Source organism: Bradyrhizobium viridifuturi (assembly GCF_001238275.1).
In the GTDB taxonomy this organism is placed as follows: Bacteria; Pseudomonadota; Alphaproteobacteria; order Rhizobiales; family Xanthobacteraceae; genus Bradyrhizobium; species Bradyrhizobium viridifuturi.
Genome location: NZ_LGTB01000002.1, coordinates 75829 through 96141, shown reverse-complemented (window position 1 = coordinate 96141; position 20313 = coordinate 75829). Strand labels below are relative to the sequence as shown.

Genomic DNA, 20313 nt, shown 5'->3' with positions numbered 1-20313 from the left:
ATATTAATATCGGCTCCATCATATATGCCTTTAGAGGCCGGCCTTCGCATGCGGATTCCCCTGATCGCCCAGATAGGCATTGACCAGCGCGACAGCGACGACGTTGCGTTGCAGAAAATGATACTCGTCGGCGTTGTGTTGACATCCGCGGTTGCGGCGGCACTGTGGGGCTTCGTTTACATTGCCGTCGGAGCACGGACCGCCGGCGCCATCCCCGCGGCGTACAGCGTATTGTCGCTGGCCAACACCGTCCTGTTCGGCATGTTTCGCCGCTACCAGGTCTACCGGTTCACCCAGCTCATGCTGATTTTGCTACTTCCGTGGCTGATGACGATAAGTCTGGGCGGCTTCCATAATTCGAGCGCCGTAATCCTTTGGTCGACGCTTTGTCCTTTGGGCGCCCTTGTCGTCCATGATCTTCGAAGCGCCTCCCGTTGGTTCTGGGTCTTCCTCATTCTGCTCGTCGGCAGTGCGCTTCAACAATCCCCTGGCGCCTCCCTGCCTTCTTCGATGGTCACATTCTTTTATGTACTGAATATTGGCTGCGTCCTGAGCATTGTCTTTGTGATGCTCTACTACTTCGTCGACAAGAAAAACCTGTTCCAGGCACAGTCCGAAATGCTGCTGCTGAATATCTTGCCAATCGAGATCTCCAACATATTGAAAGGTGAGCACCGCACGATCGCCGATCAGTATGACGAGGTGAGTATCTTGTTCGCCGATGTGGTGCAGTTTACCCCCTTGGCCCGGTCAATGTCGCCCATGGAACTCGTAGGGCTGCTCGACGAGGTCTTCATGTGCTTCGACTTATTGGTCGAGAAGTATCGCTTGGAGAAGATCAAGACAATTGGCGATTGCTATATGGTCGTCGCCGGTGTGCCGCGCCCGCGTGCCGACCATGCCCACGCACTGGCGCGCTTGGCGCTCGAGATGCAAGCTTGTGTGGCCGAACGTGAGTTCCGTGGCCGGCGACTGACATTCCGCATCGGCATGAACTCAGGCCAGGTGGTGGCCGGCATCATCGGCCGGAAGAAGTTCATATATGATCTGTGGGGCGATGCGGTGAACATGGCCAGTCGCATGGAATCCTACGGCCAGAGCGAAGCCATTCAGATCACACACGAAACTTACGAACTGATCAAGGATGACTTCGTCTGCGAAACGCGCGGGACGATAGACGTCAAAGGATCGGGTGAAATGGAGATCTGGCACATCTTGGGTGAAAGGCCCAACGTTCCAAAATACTTGCCAGGCATGGCAGCTTAGTGAAGGAGCAGTGATTTCGCCGAGGCGTTCGCCCGGCACGACCAAGGGATGTTGGAGACCGATTGACGCCGATATTGCCAAGGCACTGCTTCGTTTCCGCCCTGAAAGGCGGAGCCGAGGACAGAAATCTTCATGCGCTCATGTCTGGCCATCAAGGGATATCCCGGAATCTCCATTCGCTGCTGCCGACCATTCGCCGCTGCCGAATGGCATGAGCGCGACCCCTCGATCTCTTCCATGCATTTGAACGATCTCGTTCGCCGATATTCTGGCATCGGTCAATGCAGCGCGCTTCTGCTCACGATACAAGCCAAGTGTCTGGTCGAGGTAAACGAGAGGAAGGACATGGCGCGGCCAATTCACGGGTGCCGTACGCATGTGCTACTGCATCCGTTTTTCGTTGGACTGGGGGGCGCGTTGCTCATGGGCGCTCTCTTCACCGACTATATGTATACGAGAAACTCGCTGCCGCAGTGGGCCAACTTCTCGGTCTGGCTGATCACAGGGGGGCTCGTGCTGGCGCTCATTGCCGCGATCTTCTTGGTAATTGACGTGGCGCTCGCAAGGGCCGGGCCGATCCGCTGGCTCGATTTTGGGTTGATTGGGACTGCCGCAATCCTCTCCGTGGTCAACGTCTTCGTTCATTCGCGAGATGCGTGGACTTCCGTTGTCCTGACTGGCATCGCCCTATCCACCATTGTCACGATCCTGCTGCTCGCCGCTGGTCTTCGGGGCTGGTGCGTCACCACCGCCGTAAAGACGGCGGGCCGGGGAGAAAGCGAATGATCGCAAGTCGGGTTCGAGCGACTTCGGAATTGATGTTTCTCGCGCTTCTCGCGGCCTGTAGTGACCAAGGCGGCGATCCATCAAAGCAATATGGACCGAATCCCGACCTTCCTGAAGCTCACCAATATCTCGTGCCGCCCATGAGCGTACCGCAGGCGGTTGGCTGGCAGACCGGGGAAACGCCCACCGTTCCCGCTGGCATGCGCATCCAAGCGATGGCAACCGGTCTGATGCATCCACGCATTGTTTACCCGTTGCCCAATGGCGACATCCTCGTCGTTGAAGCCAACGGTCCCGGCACCAAGCCATTCCGACCCAAGGATTACATCTCAGGCAAAGTGAAGGCACGGGCCGGAGCGTCCGACAAGGGCGGCAATCGCATCACTTTGTTGCGCGATGCCGATGGCGACGGCGTTCCGGAGATGAAGACTGTTCTGCTCGACCACCTGCACTCGCCATACGGCGTCGCATGGGTAGCCGACACTTTGTACGTCGCCAATACCGACGCGATCATCGCCTTTCCTCTCTCGCCGGGCCAGACGGAGATTGTGGCGCCCGGAACGAAGCTTGCCGATTTGCCGGCCGGCCCGATCAATCACCACTGGACCAAGTCGATGGTGGCCAGCCCGGATGGGTCAAAGCTCTATGTCGGAGTCGGCTCTAACAGCAACATCACTGAGAATGGGGTAGACATCGAAGAAGGGCGTGCAGCGATCTACGAAGTCGATCGGCTCACGGGTGCCAAGCGCCTTTTCGCGACTGGAACGCGCAATCCGACGAACCTCGCCATTCAGCCTGGAACAGGGCAGTTGTTCGCTGTGGTCAACGAGCGGGACGAGATCGGACCCGATCTGGTTCCGGATTATCTTACATCCATCAAGGACGGCGGTTTCTACGGCTGGCCGTATAGCTATTGGGGAGAGCATGTGGACGTGCGCGTCCATCCGCAGGACCCTGCGATGGTGGCGAAGGCGATCAAGCCGGATTATGGCCTCAGTTCCCATGTTGCGGCACTCGGCCTTGTATTCAGTCAAGGGGAAACGCTGTCACCGGACTTCACCAACGGCGCGTTCGTGGGTGAACATGGCAGTTGGGACCGCGATCCGCTGAACGGCTATCAGGTGATCTTCGTTCCCTTCGCGAACGAACGGCCGAGCGGGATGCCGACCCCGGTGCTGACGGATTTCCTTGCGCCGGATAAAAAAACGGTTCACGGGCGCCCGGTTGGCGTGGCACTTGACCGGACCGGTGCACTCATCGTCGCGGACGATGTCGGGAACGCGGTGTGGAGAGTGAGCCGCTCTGTCAACGGTAAATGAGCGCGCGATGCCGATATGGACCAAGCGGTGGCTTCGAACAGCAGAAAGCCAGTTTGCAGCGCTCGAATCCGTCTCGAGCGAACGTAATTTTGCGCGCCGGCTACCTTCATCACGTTGTCGCGCGATACTCGGGTTCGGATAATAGCGGCGGGTCCCTGGACATCGCGCGGGAGCAGTCACAGAAAGGAATTCCGAGTGAGCTCGAAGAGCGTTGTCATCGTCGCTGGTGTCCACGGCGTGTCCGGCAGGGCGGCGGCCACCGCGTGGGCCAATACACGGGACACCAAGGTCTACGGCCTGTCCCGCCGCAGCGCCGACCTTCCCGAATATGTCGAGGGCATTACGGTCGACCTGCTCGATCGGCAGGATGTCGAGCGCAAGCTCGGTGAACTCGACGGCGTGACGCACCTCGTCTTCGCTGCCTACATCGAGAAAGCGACTGCGTCCGAGCGGTCCAGAGTGAACGTGGCGATTTTGAAGCACCTCGTCGAGGTCGTCGAGGTGGCTTCGCCGGCTTTAAACCACGTGACCTTTTATCAGGGCGGCAAGGCGTATGGCTCCGACCTCGGGCCGTTCAAGACGCCGGCCCGCGAAGACGATCCGCGCCTGATGCCGCCGAACTTCTACTATGATCAGGAGGATGTCCTCCGGCGCCAGCAGGTCGGAAAGTCTTGGCATTGGACGGCTCTGCGCCCCGAAGCGATCATCGGTTACGCCACCGGCAACCCAATGAACCTGGGCGTGGCGATCGCCGTCTATGCGACAATCTCCAAGGCGCTTGGGATTCCACTGCGCTTTCCCGGCTCGCCCGAGGCCTATCGCGCTCTCTATCAGGCCAGTTCCGCAGACCTTCTTGCTGCGGCGACCGTTTGGGCTGGTTTCACTCCGGCTGCGCGCGACGAAATCTTCAATATCACGAACGGCGACCAATTCCGTTGGCAGTATATGTGGCCGCGCATCGCCCGCATGTTTGAAATGGAGATCGCCGAGCCAGTCCCGATGCCACTCTACTTATACATGACCGACAAGGCCGAGCTGTGGCGTGAGATCGCCACGAGATATGGTCTGCTCGACATCCCTTACGAGAAGCTGGTATCGTGGAACTTTGCCGACTTCATTTTCAATAGCGGCTTTGACAATGTGTCGAGCACGATCAAGGCGCGGAAGGCGGGCTTTGCCGACTGCATCGACAGCGAAGAGATGCTCCGCGCCTTCTTCGTCTCCCTGCGCGACAGGAAGGTCATCCCTTAACATCGGATCTCGCACCGTCGTAGTGATGGCGCGAGATTGGCTGTAAGCCGACTGCGTTGTTGGACTTACGCAGCCCGGCCACCTAACATCGGCCCGGTTCAGCGCGCATATGTTGCGAGGTACCCCATGCTGGGTGACCCATTCGATCGGATGAATGCGGCGTGGCTTAAGGGCGGTGGAGAACTGGGCGCGAGGCCGCGCAGAGATCCTCGTTGAAGTCCTCCTCTGGGCAATAGTTTGATCGCCCCGATCCCGGCCGCTTGCGCCCGGGGCACAACACGTCACGCCACGCCAATCACCTTGTCGAGCGTGATCGGCAGGTCGCGCACCCGCTTTCCGGTCGCGTGGTAGACCGCGTTGGCGATTGCTGCGGCGACACCGACGAGGCCGATCTCGCCCAGCCCTTTCACTCCGAGTGGATTGCAGTCGTCCGGCTCGTCGACAAAGATGACCTTGATGTCATAGACGTCGGCATTCACCGGGACATGATATTCAGCGATGTTGGCGTTCATCACACGGCCGAACCGGTGATCGATCAGCGTCTCCTCCTGCAGCGCCATGCCGATACCCCAGACCACGCTGCCGAGAATCTGGCTCGCCGCGGTCTTGGTGTTGAGGATGCGGCCGGCCGCGACCGCGCTGACCACCCGCGAGACGCGGATCACTCCGAGCTGCTCGTCTACCTTGACCTCGGCAAAGGCCGCCGAATGCGTGTTGTGCGCTCGGTCCTCGTCCTGGACAGGGGACGTGGTCATTTCCTGCTCGATGCGGTCGATGCCGCTATGCCGCATGACATCGGCGATCGCGACCGCGCGCGTCGCATCCTGCCGATTCACGAGCTTGCCGTCCGCGAGCACGACTTCGTCCGGCGCCACGTTGGCAAGCGGGGTGTTCGGCATTGTCTTGGCGATCCGCAACAGGTTGTCACAGATGGCGCCGGCCGTGGTCACGATGCCGTTCGACACCGAGGCCGCGATCCACGAGCCGCCTTCGACCGGCGACTGCGGGAGGGCCGAGTCGCGAGGTGGACGCTGACGTTCTCGAGCGGAAGCCCGAGCGAATCGGCCGCCACCTGGGCCATGATGGTGTAGGTGCCGGTGCCGATGTCGGAGGTCGCGCACGCGACCTCCGCATGGCCGTTGGCGCTGAGCGCGATCCGCACCGTGATCGGCATCTGCATCGCGTCCCACACGCCGGTCGCCATGCCCCAGCCGACCAGGTCCCCGTCGTCGCGCATCGAGCGTGGCGCCGGATTGCGCTTGCCCCAGCCGAAGGCCGCCGCGCCTTGAGCGTAGCATTCGCGCAGCGCCTTGCTGCTGTAGGGTCGGTCGCGGTTCTGGTCGCGATCCGAATAGCACCGCAGCCGAAGGTCGAGCGGATCGATCTTGAGGGCGACCGCGAGCTCGTCCATGGCGCATTCGAGCGCATAGACGGCGGTGGCGGCGCCTGGTGCGCGTTGATCGGAAGAGGTCGGGCGATCGAGCCGCGCGAGCCGGTGCGCGTATTTCGCGGTGGCGGATTTATAGAGCAGGCCCGACCAGCCGGTTCTGGCGGAAAAACGTTTCATTTTGCGAGGTCACGGTGATCGCGTCGTGGGTGATCGCTTCGAGACTTCCGTCGGTGTTGGCGCCGATTGCTATGCGCTGAAGCATCGCCGGCCGGTAGCCAAGCGCGTACATCTGCGGGCGGGTCAGTACGATGCGCACCGGCCGCCGCAGCGCGAGCGCAGCCTGCACCGCCAGCACGACCTCGAAATTCGGGCGCAATCCCGAGCCGAATCCGCCGCCCATGAAGGGCGACAGGACGCGCACATCCTCCGGTTTCATGCCGAGCGCGCCGCAGATATAGCGCTGGACGTTCTGGACGCCCTGCGTCTTGTCGTAGACTGTGAGCTTGCCGCCTGCCTCGTAGACCGCCGTCGCGGCAAAGAGCTCCATCGGATTGTGGTTCTCGATCGGAACGTAATAGGCCCCCTCATGGCGCACGGCCGCAGCGGCGAGCGCCTGTTCGGGCGTGCCGCGCGCTCTCGGCGGCGTGAACAAGGCCTCGGTCGGGTTTGTGGGTGGCGGAACCGGGATGGTCGCGTCGAGCTGCTGGAATAGGTCGGTGACGTGAGGCTCCTGGGCGTACTCGACCCAGACCCGGGATGCCGCGTCGCGCGCGACTTCCGACGTCTCGGCGACAACCAGCGCGATCGGCTGCCCGCTGAACATGACCCTGTCGTCGTAAAGCGGACGAAACGGCGATCCTAGCGGGGCCACGTCGTCCTTGTAGGCCTTGTCGTTATCGGCCATGGACGGACGGTTCTGGTGCGTGATCACGTCGATCACGCCGGCGACGCGCTTGGCACCACTCGTATCGAAGCGCGTGATGCGCCCCTTGGCGATCGTCGATGCGACAATACTGCCGTATGCCAGGCCGGGCATATTGAACTCGGCGGCATATTTCGCCGCACCGGTAACCTTTTTGACGCCGTCGATCCGGGACCGGGAGGTGCCGATATAGGCTGCCATGGCGTTACTCACGCGATCTTCTTATGCGACTGCGACTGCGGCGTGCCGCGCGCGGCCTGGCCAAGCGCGCGCACGATGCAGCGCCGCGCAAGATCAATCTTGAAGGTGTTATATTTGTAGCCGTGGGCGTCGCGCAGCAGCACGTCGGCCGCGCGGGCGAATGTCTCGGCGTTTGCCGGCTGGCCGCGCAGCACGGCTTCCGCCTGCGGATTGCGCCACGGCTTGTGCGCGACCCCGCCGAGCGCGAGGCGTCCCTCCTTGATGGTGTCGCCGTCGAGCTCGAGCCCGGCCGCGATGGCGATGAGGGCGAATGCATAGGAGAGCCGGTCTCGGATCTTCAGGTAGGTATGGTGGCTGGCGAACCCCTTCGGCGGCAACTCGACCGCAGTGATGATCTCGCCGGGGTTGAGGTTGGTATCGCGCTGAGGCGCATCCCCCGGCAGCCGGTGGAAGTCCGCAAACGGGATCGCGCGGTCGCCTGCCGGGCCCGTGACATGCACGGTCGCATCCAGCATCCTCATCGCCACGCACATGTCGGAAGGATGCACCGCGATACAGGCCTGGCTGGTGCCGAGGATTGCGTGGCCGCGGTTGAGCCCCTCGATCGCCGCGCAGCCGGTACCTGGCTTGCGCTTGTTGCAGGGCGTCGCGACATCATAGAAGTAGGCACAGCGCGTGCGCTGAAGCAGGTTGCCACCCGTCGATGCCATGTTGCGCAACTGCTGCGACGCGCCGGCCATGATCGCGCTGCTCAGGATCGGATAGCGCTTCTCGATCAGCGGGTGATAGGCAAGATCGGTGTTGGGCACGAGAGCGCCGATGCGCAGGCCGCCGCCCGGGGTGGGCTCGACCTGGCGGAGCGGCAGTCGCGTGATGTCGATCACCCGCGTCGGCTGCTCGACCTCCATCATCATCAGGTCGATCAGGTTGGTGCCGCCGGCGACGAACCTGGCGCGTGGATCGCTGGCGGTCTGGCGCACCGCGTCCGCCACATCGGTGGCCCGCACGTACTGAAAACTGATCATGATCGGCCCATCGCTTGCTGTATCGCTGCGACGATGTTCGGGTAGGCGCCGCAGCGACAGATGTTGCCGCTCATCAGTTCGCGGATCTCGTCCGGGGTCTTCGCCCGGCCTTCCGACATCAGCCCGGCCGCCGAGCAGAGCTGTCCCGGCGTGCAGTATCCGCACTGGAATGCGTCATGGTCGATGAAGGCCTGCTGCAGCGGATGCAGTGCGCCGTCCGCCGCCAGGCCCTCGATCGTGGTGATCTGCCGGCCGTCAAACATGACCGCGAAGGTCAGGCATGAATTGATTCGCCGCCCATCGAGCAGCACCGTGCAGGCGCCGCACTGGCCCTGATCGCAGCCCTTCTTGGTTCCGGTCAGGTCGAGATGCTCGCGCACCAGGTCGAGCAGCGTCGTGCGCGGATCGATCGTGAGGACATGCTGCGTACCGTTGATGGTGAGGCTCACCGCGACCGGCTCGGACGCCGCTGCCACCGCGGGCGACTGAGCCGCGGCGCCCGGCGGCAACGCCAGGGCGATGGGAACCACGGCACCCGCTGCGATGACGTCGCGGCGCGTCGGGTAGCTCAAGGAATGAAACGTCGGACCGTCTTCGGTATCGACCATCCTCGACTCCACGGGAGAGCGATGCGGGGGTACAACGTTGCATGCCAATCTCTGTCGGGTCTTGAACGAGTGCGCTCAAGATCATGCGCCGATCGAGCGCCCAGCATCCGCGCCGTTTTTTGCATCAGGCGAGGACGGCTGCCTTGATAACCGTCAATTTTTGTCGCGGCGAATGATTCGCGGCGCGCGATCGCGGTACGAATTTCGGCGCAATCGAATGCAAGCGAGTATCCCGACAATGTGGCTCGCGAAAAGGCAGGCGCCTTGGATTGTATCTGATACGCGAAAGCCTGCCGGAATATTGACGGTTGTCATGGCTGCGTAGAGTTAAGCTGCTTCGTTAGAAACTACGGTTGCGAGTTGAACGGGGGCTAACAATGACGCGTTAGTCTGAAAGATTTCGTGCGTTCAGTGTACGCCATCCGGGCCCCTATCCTGCGATTCATAGCTCTTTCGCAGGGCGTAATTGAAAGCTCAACCTTGCGAGGAGTCCTTGCCGAACAAAGAACCGTACATCAGGTTGCCGCATCGCGCTGTTGTTTTTGTCGGAGACGGCTGCAAGGCCCTTTTTCTATTTAATGAAGGGGATGGTCTAAAACCACGCCTGAAAGTCCAACAGGCGCTTAAAGATGAGAACCCACCGACCCATGAACAAGGATCGGACAAGCCGGGGCGAGCGCTGTCGGGCACCGAGCCGAACCGCAGCGCGGTGCAACAGACCGACTGGCATGACGTCGAGAAACATAGGTTCGCGCGCACAGTCGCCGGTGCTCTGGATCGCCTTCTGAGAGAGCTACAAACAGAGCATCTTGTTATCGTGGCACCGCCGCGAACGCTCGCAGATCTGCGTCGATCATTTTCTCCGACAGTCCAAAAGTCCATTGTTGCGGAGCTTGCAAAAGACTTGACCGGCCTGAGCGTCAGCGACATCTCGCAATATCTGGCCGCCCGATCGTAGGGCGGTTGTTATGCATGGTGAAGCAGGGGTGCACGCGGGGTGCCGGTTGACGGATACTTCTATCAGACGCTTAGCATGGGCTTGATCATGAAAATCGGGATCATCGGGGCAGGAAGAGTTGGATCAGCCTGTGCTCTCGCGGCGGTCGTGCGCGGCAGCGCCCGCACGATCGTGATCGTGGACCGAACCCGCAACCGCGCGAAGGCAGTAGCGACCGACCTTCGTTACGGAGCCCCGCTTTGTCCCAAGACCACGGTTGTCGATGGGGATTACGATGATCTCGCCGACTCGGACCTGGTGATGATCACCGCCGGCATCAACGAAAAGGCCGGGGGAGCCACCGACCGCAGCGACCCGCAAGGCAGGTTGCGGCTCCTCCATACCAACGCCGGGATCTATCGCGAGATCGTTCCGCACATTGTACGGGCAGCACCTCGCGCGGTCCTGCTGGCGGTCACCGATCCCCCGGAACCGCTCGCCGATATCACGCGCATCAGCGCGGGGCACGATCGCGTGCTGAGCACCGGCACCTTCCTCGACAGCCTGCGCTTCCGCGTTCATCTAGCAGAGCATTTCGAGCTCGATGCCAATCAGGTGGAGGCGCAGGTGATCGGAGAACACGGAGTCTCTCAGGTATTTCTTTGGTCAAGCGCGCGTATCGTCGGTGTACCGATTGGCGCGCTTGTCGAACGACGCGGCGAAACGCTTGACGGACTGCGCAAGCAGATCGAAGACAGCGTGCGTTACGCCAATATCACGATCATCGAAGGCAATGATGCCAGCCAGTTTGGCATTGGCATCGTGGCGGCACGGATCGCAGAGTTGGTGCTTCGCGATGAGCGAGTGGTCGTGCCGGTCGGAAGTTACAATGTAGGCTTTGGCGTCACCCTGTCGCTTCCGAGCGTGGTCGGACGCGCCGGCGTCATTCAAAGCTTCGAACCGGAGATGTCGGGCGAGGAGCGGCAGGCGTTGGAGGCGAGCGCCGCCAATCTAAAGAAATCGGAGTGCCGAGCCTGAGTCGTTGGCAGGATTTTGCGTCTGCGCGCCGCCCTGACCACGCTAGTTTGACCGTCAAAGCATCCGCAGCCCGCGGCGAAGCCGACCGCGCGGGAAGGCGGCATTGATCCGCGCGGCAGCGGACCGAGCCGCCGTTTTTGGACGCTGGTCCTCGTACAGCGCCGGGCATTATGCGGCATGACGATGCCCACGTGCGCCGCTGAACAACTTGATCGTTTCCCGGTTGAATGCCGGAATATCATCGGGGCTGCGGCTCGTGACCAAGCCCTTGTCCACGACCGCTTCCTGGTCCACCCAATCCGCGCCGGCGTTCTTGAGGTCGGTCTTGAGCGAGGGCCATGAGGTCATGCGCCGGCCGCGCGCCGCGCCGGTCTCGATCACCGTCCAGGGACCATGGCAGATCGCTGCAACCGGTTTTCCGGCATCGAAAAACGCCTTCGCGAAAGCAACTGCTTTCGGCTCTATGCGAAGCGAGTCCGGGTTGATAACACCGCCCGGCAGCAGGAGCGCGTCGAAGTCTTCCGGCTTGGCATGATCGAGCTCCACATCGACCGGCAACTTTATGCTCCAGTCAGTGAAATTCCACGCCCGTACGCTTTGATGTTTGGGCGAAACGATCTTGGTCGTGGCGCCGGCTTCGTCCAGGGCTTTGCGTGGCTCGGTGAGTTCGACCTGCTCGAAGCCGTCGGTGACCAGGATGGCCACCTTGAGTCCTTTGAGGGTGTCTTCTGCCATGATCTAGTGCCTTTCTAATCGTGGTGCTAAGTGAGCGCGTCTTCGTGAAAGTAGTGGACGTGGTGGCGCAATGCCCGGCTGGCGTGCGCGCGAGTCAGCGGTGCCTTGACAATGCGATGCCGCAGGTTGTAGGGGCCAAGCCGGTACGGCATGAACAGCACGTCCGTGTCCGCCGCCTGGATGGTAGGGGCTGCGCGCGCAATCGTGGTCGCCTCGTTCATATTCGCTCCGGCAGCGCAGGACATTGGCAGCCCGCTTGTTCTATTCAAGTGAAAATATTAGGAGCAAAGCGATCTGCCTCAACTGACTGCCGTCAATGCGGAGCGGGATTAGAACCTCCCTAGTAGGCTGGCGCTTGCAAGGTTCGCGCGCGGGCGGACGGGACCGAATATGTGACCAAAATGAACGCGGCCGACGCCATCCCCCTGATTGAGGGCTATGACGCGATACGAATCGAAACGGCTTCGTGGCAAGAGTGGCGGGCTTGAAATGGGCCGACGGCGTGCCCGTCGTTCGGCGATGTGGCAGCACTGGCTGGCGGACGAAGCTTGGTCGCATCTGGCCTGTGCCGGCGCTCCCTTTGGCCGCGAGATTATCTGAAAGCTGGAGATGCCGGTGATTCCCTTCTCGGTTTTGGACTTGTCGCCGATTAATCAAGGCAGCGATGCGGCCCAGGCCTTCCGCAATTCGCTCGATCTGGCGCAGCATGCCGAACGCTGGAATTACAAGCGGTTCTGGCTTGCCGAGCATCACAATATGCCAGGCATTGCCAGCGCTGCGACTGCGGTGGTGATCGGCTATATCGCCGGCGGCACCCGCATCATCCGTGTTGGATCGGGCGGCGTGATGTTGCCGAACCATGCGCCGTTGGTCATCGCTGAGCAGTTCGGTACGCTGGAATCGCTTTATCGGGGTCGCATCGATCTCGGGCTCGGCCGCGCACCCGGCACCGATCAGCGTACCGCGCGCGCGTTGCGCCGGGATCTGGCCACGACCGCAGAGAATTTTCCCCATGATGTCATGGAGCTGCAGGCCCTGCTGGGACCGCTGCAACCGGGCCAGATAATGCGGGCCGTGCCAGGTGCCGGATTGCGGGTTCCGATCTGGCTGCTCGGATCGAGCACGTTCAGTGCACAGCTCGCTGCGATGCTCGGCTTGCCCTTTGCGTTCGCGTCGCATTTTGCTCCATCGGAGCTGCTGCGGGCGCTCGGGGTGTACCGCGCCCGCTTTCAGCCGTCGGAACAGCTTCGTGAGCCTTACGCGATGGTCGGCGTCAATGTCTTCGCCGCCGATACCGACGCCGAGGCGCGCCGTCTTATCACATCGCTGCAACAGCAATTCCTCAGCCTGAGACGCGGCACGCCCGGACCGGTGCCGCCGCCGCTCGACAACATGGATGAACTCTGGTCTCCGCTGGAGCGGAAGGGTGTCGAGGAGGCGCTGGCCTACTCTGTGGTCGGTGCTCCGGCCGCCGTCGAGCGGGGGCTCGAAGCCTTCATCGCCCAGACAGGTGCAAATGAACTGATGTTGACGGCGCAAATCTACGACCACACGGCGAGACTCCGCTCTTTCGAAATCGCGGCCGAAATACGCCGCCGCATCGACTCCCGTCAGCCGACGTCCTTGCTGTGGTCGGATGCTTCCACCCCTTGAATATCCGGACCAGGCTGTGCAGCCCGTACAATTGATCGAGCAGCGGCGATCGAGAGGGGAGAACAGGCAGCCTCAGTCGATCACCTGGACGATCTTCGGCTGCTGGGGGTCAACAAGTACCACCTCGTCGCCGATGGCGAGATAACGATAGTTGGCGAGCTCTGGATGGTTACGCGCCAGCTCTTCCGGCATCGGCTGCAGCGACAGACAGTTCCGCGCGGAGGTTTCGCCTCCGCTGGCCGAAGGCGAGGTCGAGCCGACCGTTGTCGGAGAACTCCGCACCAATTCTCTGAGCCGCCTGCGCGTGTCCTCGCCGATGACGACACGATCGCGCCTGTCGCCGGCCGCCCTGCTGTAACCCGGCCCGTCGTCGAGAATATCCACGACCTCGCGCCGCCGGGGATCAATAATGGCAACGCGGTTGTCGATGACCGTATACTCATAGTCCCGGTATTGCGGCATGATCCGTACGATTTCGGGCGGCAATCGGCGCGCCTCCGCGCCTCGCGGCAACCGCGTGCCGACATTGACTTGAACATTGAGATTCTGGCTGGTGGCAGTCCTGTCGCGACGCAGCTGATCGACGACTTGCCTACGCTGATCGTCGCTGACCGCGGCCGAGCTAGTCTGGCGGCTCGATTGATCCGGCGCTTGACCGGTCCTCTGGGTTTGAGCGTTGTCGGCCGGCCGCGCGCTCTCCTGCGGCGAGGAGGACTTGGAGGACTGGGTGGCCTGATCGCGTTGTTCCTTGCGATCGCGATCGATCTGCTGTTGGGTCTGCTGCTGCTTCGTATCGGCCGGCCTGGCGGCGTCCTGAGAGCGGTCCGGCTTGCCCTGATCCTCGCGGCCCCGCAGCATTTCGTCAGCCTGTTGCTTCCGGTCGGCAGCCGGCTTGGCATCGCGGCCCTGTTGCAGTTCCTTCTGCGCCGTGCCCGAGGGCGTGCGCTCGCCGCGGCTGCGCTGATCCTGGCTCTGCCGGGTCGGCTGCTTGGACTCGCGGCCCCGCGGTTCCTGCGCCTCCTTGCTGCGCTCGGCCGGCGACGGGACCTCGCCGCGCTGCATGTCCTCGGCGCCCCCATTCGGCTCGGACTGCGCGCGCTCCTTGATGCGATCAGCCGCGCCGCCGCGATCGATCTCCTTCGACCGGGCGGGTGGACGGACCATTTCCCTAGATTGAGACGCCGGCGACTGGGCGCGGGGGCTTTCCTCGCGCTTCTGCGAACCTTCCGGCGATTGCGAAATGGCGGGACCGGCGCCAATCACCAACGCCATTGCCGTCGTGTAAAGCCAGTTAATCCTCATGGAAGAATCTCCTCTTGGTTCCCAGCCCGTCTCGCATTCGGCAAACTAGGTTGCGGCGTTTGGTTTCACCATGACGACGGTCAACCCGGACCCAGGGGGCGGTAGGGCGGTCACGCTGCTCGAGTGCGCACAGCTGAAGGCTGTGCGGCAGAACTTATGTCGGACTATCTGCACCGAAATTGAACTAAACGCATCTACGCAAGGTAGTCGCGCCTGCCGCGCTGACCTCGGTCAATTTCTCCGATCAAATGCGCTGCCGCCGATGCACGGCTTATCGAGACCGCGCTGCGTGCCGGTCCGTGGAGGCAGTCTGCGTTGCTTCGCCCAGATCCCACTCCTTGGCATCCGGTGGATTAAGGGATGCCTCGAGGGCATCGTCGACGCGCTCAAGCCACACGAAGCGTATCAGGCCTCGCGCCTTTTCCGGCACATCTTCCAGATCCTTGCGATTGCGTGCGGGCAGCATCACCGTTGCGATGCCGGCCTGGATCGCCGCCAGCACCTTCTCCTTTACCCCGCCGATCGGCAGCACCAAGCCGCGCAGCGAGATTTCACCGGTCATGGCCGTATCGCTGCGGACAGTGCGCCTGGTGAGCAACGACATCAGGGCCATGAACATGGCAACGCCCGCGCTCGGACCATCTTTCGGAATGGCGCCCGCCGGCACATGAATGTGGATATCCGACTTTTGCAGCTCCTTCGGATCGACGCCGAATTCAGCGGCGCGGGATTTCACTAGCGTCAATGCGGCCTGCGCGCTTTCCTTCATCACTTCGCCGAGTTGTCCCGTGAGGATGAGCTTGCCCCTGCCGAGCGTGCTGGACGCCTCGACGAACAGGATATCGCCGCCCACCGGTGTCCAGGCGAGTCCGGTCGCCACCCCCGGCACGCTGGTGCGCATGGCGGTCTCCGGCTCGAAACGTTTCGGCCCCAGGACGGCGCGAAGGTCCCCAACCTTCATGGTGACGCAGTTGGCAGCGCCTTCGGCAATCTGCATGGCGGCGTACCGGCACAGCGCGCCGATTCGGCGCTCTAGGTTTCTCACACCTGCTTCCCGGGTATAGTCGCGGATGATTGCGCGTAGCACGTCGTCGCCGATCCGGCATTGGTCATCGCGCAGCCCCGCCGATGCCAATTGACGCTTGACCAGGTAACGCTTGGCGATCGCCAGCTTCTCATCCTCGATGTAGCCGGGCAATTCGATGACTTCCATTCGGTCGCGCACCGGGCCCGGGATACTGTCGACGACGTTGGCGGTGCCGATGAACATGACTTTTGAGAGATCGAAGAGAAGGCCTAGATAATTGTCGCGGAAGGTCGCGTTCTGCTCGGGGTCGAGGACCTCTAGCAGCGCGGCCGCGGGATCGCCGTGGAACCCAGCACCCATCTTGTCCATCTCGTCGAGCATCATCACGGGATTGCGGGTGCCGGCCTTGTGGATTGACTGAATGATGTTGCCGGGCAGGGCGCCTACATAGGTACGACGATGTCCGCGTATCTCGCTCTCGTCATGAATGCCGCCGAGGCTCAGCCGGACGAATTTTCGGCCTGTGGCATGGGCGATGCTCTGGCCCAGCGAGGTCTTGCCGACGCCGGGCGGGCCGACGAAGCAGAGGATCGGACTGTTGCCGCCCGGATTCAGCTTGCGCACGGCTAGATATTCGAGGATGCGCCGCTTCACTTCCTCAAGTCCGTAGTGATCCTCATCGAGGATACGCCGGGCCTCGGCTATTTCGATGCGTTCGGAATCCGATTTCGACCAAGGCAGTTCGACCAGCCATTCGAGATAGCTGCGCGCCATGCCGTATTCGGCCGCGATCTCCGGCAGCCGCTCGAGCCGCTGCAATTCTCGTTTGGCTTGCTCCTCGACCTCCGGAGGCATGCCTGCCTTGTCGATCTTGTCACGCAGTTCCTTCAACTCGGCTGACTTGGGATCGTCGTCGCCGAGCTCCTTCTGAATCTGACGAAGCTGCTCGCGAAGGATATGCTCGCGCTGCTGCGACGATAGGGTTTGCTGTGTCTGCTCGCTGATATCCTTCGAAAGCTGCAGCACTTGAATTCGTTTGGCAATGAGGCCGAGCAGCTTGTCGAGCAACTGCGTGACGTCGAACGTCTCGAGCAGGTCCTGCTTCTCCTGCACCGGTATGTCCAGAATGCCCGCGAGGAAGTCGGCCAGGGCCGAGGGCGAGTCAATACTCTCGATCGCCGGAGCGATCTCCGGCGGCAGGTTCGGCAACAGCTGGATCGCGTCGCGCGCGCGCGTTTTTAGAAGCTGCATCCGCGCCTCAACCTCCGGCGTGACTACCTCGGAGACGCCGATCTCCTTGACCCGAGCGACGAGAAATGGATAACCCTCGAGAAATTGCTCGACGCGGAAGCGCCGCAAACCCCGGGCAATGACATAGTGGATCTGTTCGGACGTTACGTAGCGGAGGATCTCGGCGACGGCGCCGACGCGCCGCAGATGCTGAGGCTCGGGCTGTTCGATAGTGGGATCGTCCTGCAGCAGCAGGCCGACCTTGCGGCCGGCACGGACCGCTTCCTGGGCGGCTGCGATCGAGGCAGGTCGGCCCAGCGTCAATGGCAGCACCACGCCGGGGAAGAGCAACATATTTCGGATCGGAATGACGATTATTGCATCCGCAGGGATCGGCTGATGGTTTTGACTGGGCCCGGCGCCCGAAATCTCGGTTGCATCCGTCATTGATCTGCCTCCCGTCAAAGGCCTTCAAAAGGCTGCTTAGAGAAGCGAAGCGTGAGATTGCCATCGGCCAGTTCGGATTCGCCAAGCCGAAGAAACATGCCGGGAAGGGCTATCTGGCGCTCGAATCTGCCATACGGAATTTCGAGCCGATGGACTATGCTGCCGGCTGGGATGTTGCTTGGACGTCGCAAGCCGACCACGGAAACCTCGCCGGTACGAGCCGACACTTTGACTGCGCCGGCGTCAACGCCCGGAAGCGCTATAGTAACCAGAACGTCGGTCTCGGTTTCTACAATATCAACCGGCGGTTCCCAATAAAGGTCGCGGACCGGCTCGACCCTTGGCTGGAAGAACTGGCGATGCAACCGTTCGGCCCGATCGATCAGCTCGCAAGCTCTGGTCCACATCAGTGTTCTCGGATCGATCTGGGCCATCAGGCGCCTTCCTTGAATCGGAATCCTGGAGCCGGACCCGGTAGCCCTCCGCACCGCAAGCGCTTCGGCTATCATACTTTCCAGCGTACGGCGGTGGACTGATCGTCACCTTGACGACCGTCAATCAAGTGGGCACAGCGGCGTTCGCAATCTCGTGCGCGATCAACCGAAGGGACCGGCGAAATGCGCTGTGTCCGGAGATGGTGCTGCCCGGCGGTTGCCGAGGGCCGGGAGATTTCGACTGGTCAGACTGAGGGCGGTTCGCCATGCGAAGGCGCAGATTTGAGTCCACGCGTCAGCCGCGACAGAGTAGACAGGTTGCGAATCTCATGCCATCTCAAATTCTGGCAGTTCGATCGAGGCTTGGCCAAATTGCATGTCATAAGCCCCGCGAGCTAACAATGAGGCTGCACGACGTCGCCGGCGCGCCCAAGCGTAGATGCCTGCATTGTCGATGAGAGGCTCACGCTAGTGTTCACCCCAAATCGGAAGCGTCGATCCAATAGTATCTTACTTCCCAATAGTCGTAGACGTCCTGGTTGCGGGCCCGAGTTGTTTTCTCCCAGTCTTCCCCTGGCTCGATCTTCGGGGCGTTCTTGAGCTCCTCTTCGGTGATGTCCAGCTGGAAACCATCGGGCTTTTCGTTGTAGGTGAGCATCGACCACGGTATCGGATAGTGATCGGCGCCGATGCCGAGGAAGCCGCCGAAACTCAGAATCGCGTAGGCGATTTCGCCCGTGACCTTGTCGATCATCAGGCGTTCGACCTTCCCGATGCGCTTGCCGTGTACGTCATAGACGGGCATTCCTTCCACACAGTCGCTAGCGATGAGCGACGAAGTCTGGCCCTGTTGCTGCGGTCCGGGCTGCTCCCAATAACCATAGACTTCTTCGTCGCGGTCCAGATTAGCTTGGTCCCACCCATCCCCTTGTTCGATTTTCGGGGCGTTCTTGAGTTGCTCCTCGGCGACGTCCACTCGGTATTCGCCGAGCTTCTCATCGAAGTCCAACATCGACCAGGGAATCGGATAGTGGTGGGCGCCGATGCCAAGGAAACCTCCGAAACTCAGGACCGCGTACGCGACGCGGCCGCCGGCCTTGTCGATTACAAGCTGCTCGATTTTCGCGATGCGCTTACCGCTCGCGTCATAGACCGCAGTTCCTTCGACGCGATCACTTGCGATCAGGGATGACGTTGTTCCGCGCGCCGCGGTGGGTGCGTGCTGCGTTATAGTCGCCATATTGTCTCCTAGATTCGACTCAGACCAGTTGACTGCACAAGGCAAGTTTAAGCGTGGATTCATTCGCTCCGGAAATTTTTGCTCCGGAGGTCCTGTACTTTAATAAGGTATGCTGCCATCGCGCTCGTTGCATTGACGGTCGTCAGCGCCGGCGTGCGGGTCTTGCAAGCAATCAGGAGCGGCGATGCATTCGGATACGAGGCGTCGCCGCAGCTTATCGTAGGTCGGGTGCTACACCGTCGGCCGCGCTGCTCACGGATCGCACCAACGGGTGTCGATCTCCTCGATCAAAACCGTATCGACATGGCCCGTTTGTGCCGAAGTCGTATCCACTGTGGATCAACCAATTCTCTCATCGATGCACGTGATGTTTTGCACCTTCCGAGAAAGGGGTCATCGATGTCGGACAACGTCGCTTCGGCGGCAACGGCCAGTATAATCGCGCGCCCAAAATTACCACGCTATCAATGCTCGATGGCGGGCTTTCTGCCGCAGCGATGCGCAGTTGGGCCAGGTTTTGATGTGAGGAGGATTGCTGATTAACTATTCTACCCGCTGGATGAGTCGCTGTTGCTGCGGCGGCCGCAATTCGCCATCCATTAATCTGGAAAGATGGGGCCAACGTAGCGGATCGCTCCCCGGGCAATCGACACAAATCAAGTCAAGCCTGCCCGTCGGAGCGATCGCGAAGCGGAACGGCCTTACACATAGGGGACAGCGGATCGGAGCAACGTTTCTCTGCATGTGCTACCCAGGATTTGTATCATGTTGGGCATCTTTAAGATGCGAAGAGTGTGAAGGGCCTTGACGGTCATCAATTGGTCGTTCGGGGGACCCTTGCCGCGCGAGTTTTGCGGCAGCCGGCTCGCTGCTCATCCCGATGCCGCTTGCGAGTCAAATTCACGATCGCATGCTGACGGCCGAGGCATATGGCAGTGATACCAACCGGTCAGCCGCCCCAAGCAATCGGCACCGCAATGCCGCTCTCCATTCCTGAAATTGATAGCGGTCAAGGCGTGCGCGCCTAGAAGCAGCTAGAAGACCCCATTCGACCCTGGATTGGTCATGCCTGGATTGGTCATGCGAGGTTTGGTGCAAGACATCGCTATTGTTTTCGCGCTCACTGTCGCGCCGCCGGCGATCGCCCAAGGCATGCACTACGAGTTGTTCCCCGAGCCGGACGTGGGGGACACCGCGTCCAACCGAACAGCCACGGCCTATGTGGTCGACAAGAAGGAAAATCAATTCTGGGTCTGTTCAGTGCGCTACAGCTATCGCGACCTTACGGCGAACAATGGTTCGTGCGTCAAGGTCGACACGACGATCGGCCGGCCGTCGCTGAACGAGACGTATGTGGCGCATGCCGTGACGGGCTCCGCGACGATCAATCCGTTCCTGCCGGTGATCTGGTTTATCGATCCCGCGAGCGGCGACGTCCAATTTTGCGACATCCGTCACGCGGGGCTATGCGTGAAAATGGGTCTGCAGTGAACGCAAGGGAA

16 protein-coding genes and 2 pseudogenes are annotated in these 20313 nt (G+C 61.4%); 8 read left to right on the top strand and 10 right to left on the bottom strand.

Annotation, left to right across the window (positions count from 1 at the left end; all coding sequences use genetic code 11):
- The first annotated feature begins 48 nt into the window (after positions 1–48).
- From ALC15_RS02525 to ALC15_RS02510, 4 genes are all read left to right on the top strand, one after another.
- Complete coding sequence (locus tag ALC15_RS02525) at positions 49–1266, top strand: adenylate/guanylate cyclase domain-containing protein (RefSeq protein WP_157860854.1); 1218 nt, start codon at positions 49–51, stop codon at positions 1264–1266.
- A 132-nt stretch (positions 1267–1398) separates the two neighbouring features.
- Positions 1399–2052 carry a DUF2231 domain-containing protein gene (locus tag ALC15_RS02520; protein WP_244485891.1) on the top strand — a complete coding sequence of 218 codons (654 nt, stop codon included), beginning with the start codon at positions 1399–1401 and terminating at the stop codon, positions 2050–2052.
- The gene (locus ALC15_RS02515; protein ID WP_050625926.1) at positions 2049–3371 is read left to right on the top strand and encodes a PQQ-dependent sugar dehydrogenase; all 1323 of its coding nucleotides are present in this window, start codon (positions 2049–2051) and stop codon (positions 3369–3371) included. Before ALC15_RS02520 ends, ALC15_RS02515 begins: the two co-directional genes overlap by 4 nt.
- Before the next feature lie 195 nt (positions 3372–3566).
- Positions 3567–4622: an SDR family oxidoreductase gene (locus ALC15_RS02510; RefSeq protein WP_050625925.1), complete on the top strand. Its 1056-nt coding sequence runs from the start codon at positions 3567–3569 to the stop codon at positions 4620–4622.
- Positions 4623–4903: 281 nt separating this feature from the next.
- Here the strand turns inward: ALC15_RS02510 and ALC15_RS02505 are convergent.
- From ALC15_RS02505 to ALC15_RS02495, 3 genes and pseudogenes are all read right to left on the bottom strand, one after another.
- Positions 4904–7135: pseudogene (locus tag ALC15_RS02505) on the bottom strand (xanthine dehydrogenase family protein molybdopterin-binding subunit).
- 8 nt (positions 7136–7143) lie between these two features.
- A complete protein-coding gene (locus ALC15_RS02500; RefSeq protein ID WP_050625924.1) occupies positions 7144–8160 on the bottom strand; it encodes an FAD binding domain-containing protein in 1017 nt (338 codons plus the stop codon).
- The gene (locus tag ALC15_RS02495; protein ID WP_094193619.1) at positions 8157–8768 is read right to left on the bottom strand and encodes a (2Fe-2S)-binding protein; all 612 of its coding nucleotides are present in this window, start codon (positions 8766–8768) and stop codon (positions 8157–8159) included. The genes ALC15_RS02500 and ALC15_RS02495 overlap by 4 nt, the downstream gene beginning before the upstream one ends.
- 493 nt (positions 8769–9261) lie before the next feature.
- Between ALC15_RS02495 and ALC15_RS41370 the strand changes: the two genes are divergently transcribed.
- Both ALC15_RS41370 and ALC15_RS02490 read left to right on the top strand, forming a co-directional pair.
- Positions 9262–9726, top strand: a complete 465-nt coding sequence (locus tag ALC15_RS41370; protein WP_094193618.1) for a host attachment protein — start codon at positions 9262–9264, stop codon at positions 9724–9726.
- Positions 9727–9801: 75 nt separating this feature from the next.
- A complete protein-coding gene (locus ALC15_RS02490) occupies positions 9802–10743 on the top strand; it encodes a lactate/malate family dehydrogenase (protein WP_210168574.1) in 942 nt (313 codons plus the stop codon).
- A 168-nt stretch (positions 10744–10911) separates the two neighbouring features.
- Here the strand turns inward: ALC15_RS02490 and ALC15_RS02485 are convergent, their stop codons facing one another.
- Together ALC15_RS02485 and ALC15_RS02480 are read right to left on the bottom strand one after the other, a co-directional pair.
- Complete coding sequence (locus tag ALC15_RS02485) at positions 10912–11478, bottom strand: type 1 glutamine amidotransferase domain-containing protein (protein WP_050625923.1); 567 nt, start codon at positions 11476–11478, stop codon at positions 10912–10914.
- 26 nt (positions 11479–11504) lie between these two features.
- Complete coding sequence (locus tag ALC15_RS02480) at positions 11505–11699, bottom strand: hypothetical protein (RefSeq protein WP_094193649.1); 195 nt, start codon at positions 11697–11699, stop codon at positions 11505–11507.
- Positions 11700–12093: 394 nt separating this feature from the next.
- On the opposite strand from ALC15_RS02480, the gene ALC15_RS02475 reads away from it, so the two are divergent.
- Positions 12094–13131 carry an LLM class flavin-dependent oxidoreductase gene (locus ALC15_RS02475; protein ID WP_050626097.1) on the top strand — a complete coding sequence of 346 codons (1038 nt, stop codon included), beginning with the start codon at positions 12094–12096 and terminating at the stop codon, positions 13129–13131.
- A 72-nt stretch (positions 13132–13203) separates the two neighbouring features.
- Here the strand turns inward: ALC15_RS02475 and ALC15_RS02470 are convergent, their stop codons facing one another.
- From ALC15_RS02470 to ALC15_RS45830, 5 genes and pseudogenes are all read right to left on the bottom strand, one after another.
- Positions 13204–14403: a DUF1236 domain-containing protein gene (locus ALC15_RS02470; protein WP_157860853.1), complete on the bottom strand. Its 1200-nt coding sequence runs from the start codon at positions 14401–14403 to the stop codon at positions 13204–13206.
- Positions 14404–14704: 301 nt separating this feature from the next.
- Positions 14705–17137 carry an endopeptidase La gene (gene lon, locus ALC15_RS02465; protein WP_050625920.1) on the bottom strand — a complete coding sequence of 811 codons (2433 nt, stop codon included), beginning with the start codon at positions 17135–17137 and terminating at the stop codon, positions 14705–14707.
- A 14-nt stretch (positions 17138–17151) separates the two neighbouring features.
- The gene (locus ALC15_RS02460) at positions 17152–17571 is read right to left on the bottom strand and encodes an Hsp20/alpha crystallin family protein (protein ID WP_050625919.1); all 420 of its coding nucleotides are present in this window, start codon (positions 17569–17571) and stop codon (positions 17152–17154) included.
- Between the two features lie 475 nt (positions 17572–18046).
- Positions 18047–18376, bottom strand: a complete 330-nt coding sequence (locus tag ALC15_RS45835; protein WP_128089428.1) for a PRC-barrel domain-containing protein — start codon at positions 18374–18376, stop codon at positions 18047–18049.
- Positions 18377–18442: 66 nt separating this feature from the next.
- Positions 18443–18811, bottom strand: a pseudogene (locus tag ALC15_RS45830) (PRC-barrel domain-containing protein); the annotation flags it as partial.
- 1065 nt (positions 18812–19876) lie between these two features.
- Here ALC15_RS45830 and ALC15_RS02450 point away from each other — a divergent pair.
- Positions 19877–20302, top strand: coding sequence for a hypothetical protein (locus tag ALC15_RS02450; protein WP_128089412.1), 426 nt, complete (start codon positions 19877–19879; stop codon positions 20300–20302).
- Positions 20303–20313 lie beyond the last annotated feature (11 nt).

Coding starts and splice junctions, on each gene's coding strand:
- ALC15_RS02525 (WP_157860854.1), top strand. CDS start 49: ATGCGGATTCCCCTGATCGCCCAGATAGGCATTGACCAGCGCGACAGC.
- ALC15_RS02520 (WP_244485891.1), top strand. CDS start 1,399: ATGCGCTCATGTCTGGCCATCAAGGGATATCCCGGAATCTCCATTCGC.
- ALC15_RS02515 (WP_050625926.1), top strand. CDS start 2,049: ATGATCGCAAGTCGGGTTCGAGCGACTTCGGAATTGATGTTTCTCGCG.
- ALC15_RS02500 (WP_050625924.1), bottom strand. CDS start 8,160: ATGATCAGTTTTCAGTACGTGCGGGCCACCGATGTGGCGGACGCGGTG.
- ALC15_RS02495 (WP_094193619.1), bottom strand. CDS start 8,768: ATGGTCGATACCGAAGACGGTCCGACGTTTCATTCCTTGAGCTACCCG.
- ALC15_RS02490 (WP_210168574.1), top strand. CDS start 9,802: ATGGGCTTGATCATGAAAATCGGGATCATCGGGGCAGGAAGAGTTGGA.
- ALC15_RS02485 (WP_050625923.1), bottom strand. CDS start 11,478: ATGGCAGAAGACACCCTCAAAGGACTCAAGGTGGCCATCCTGGTCACC.
- ALC15_RS02480 (WP_094193649.1), bottom strand. CDS start 11,699: ATGAACGAGGCGACCACGATTGCGCGCGCAGCCCCTACCATCCAGGCG.
- ALC15_RS02470 (WP_157860853.1), bottom strand. CDS start 14,403: ATGGCGTTGGTGATTGGCGCCGGTCCCGCCATTTCGCAATCGCCGGAA.
- lon (WP_050625920.1), bottom strand. CDS start 17,137: ATGACGGATGCAACCGAGATTTCGGGCGCCGGGCCCAGTCAAAACCAT.
- ALC15_RS02460 (WP_050625919.1), bottom strand. CDS start 17,571: ATGGCCCAGATCGATCCGAGAACACTGATGTGGACCAGAGCTTGCGAG.
- ALC15_RS45835 (WP_128089428.1), bottom strand. CDS start 18,376: ATGCCCGTCTATGACGTACACGGCAAGCGCATCGGGAAGGTCGAACGC.
- ALC15_RS02450 (WP_128089412.1), top strand. CDS start 19,877: ATGCCTGGATTGGTCATGCGAGGTTTGGTGCAAGACATCGCTATTGTT.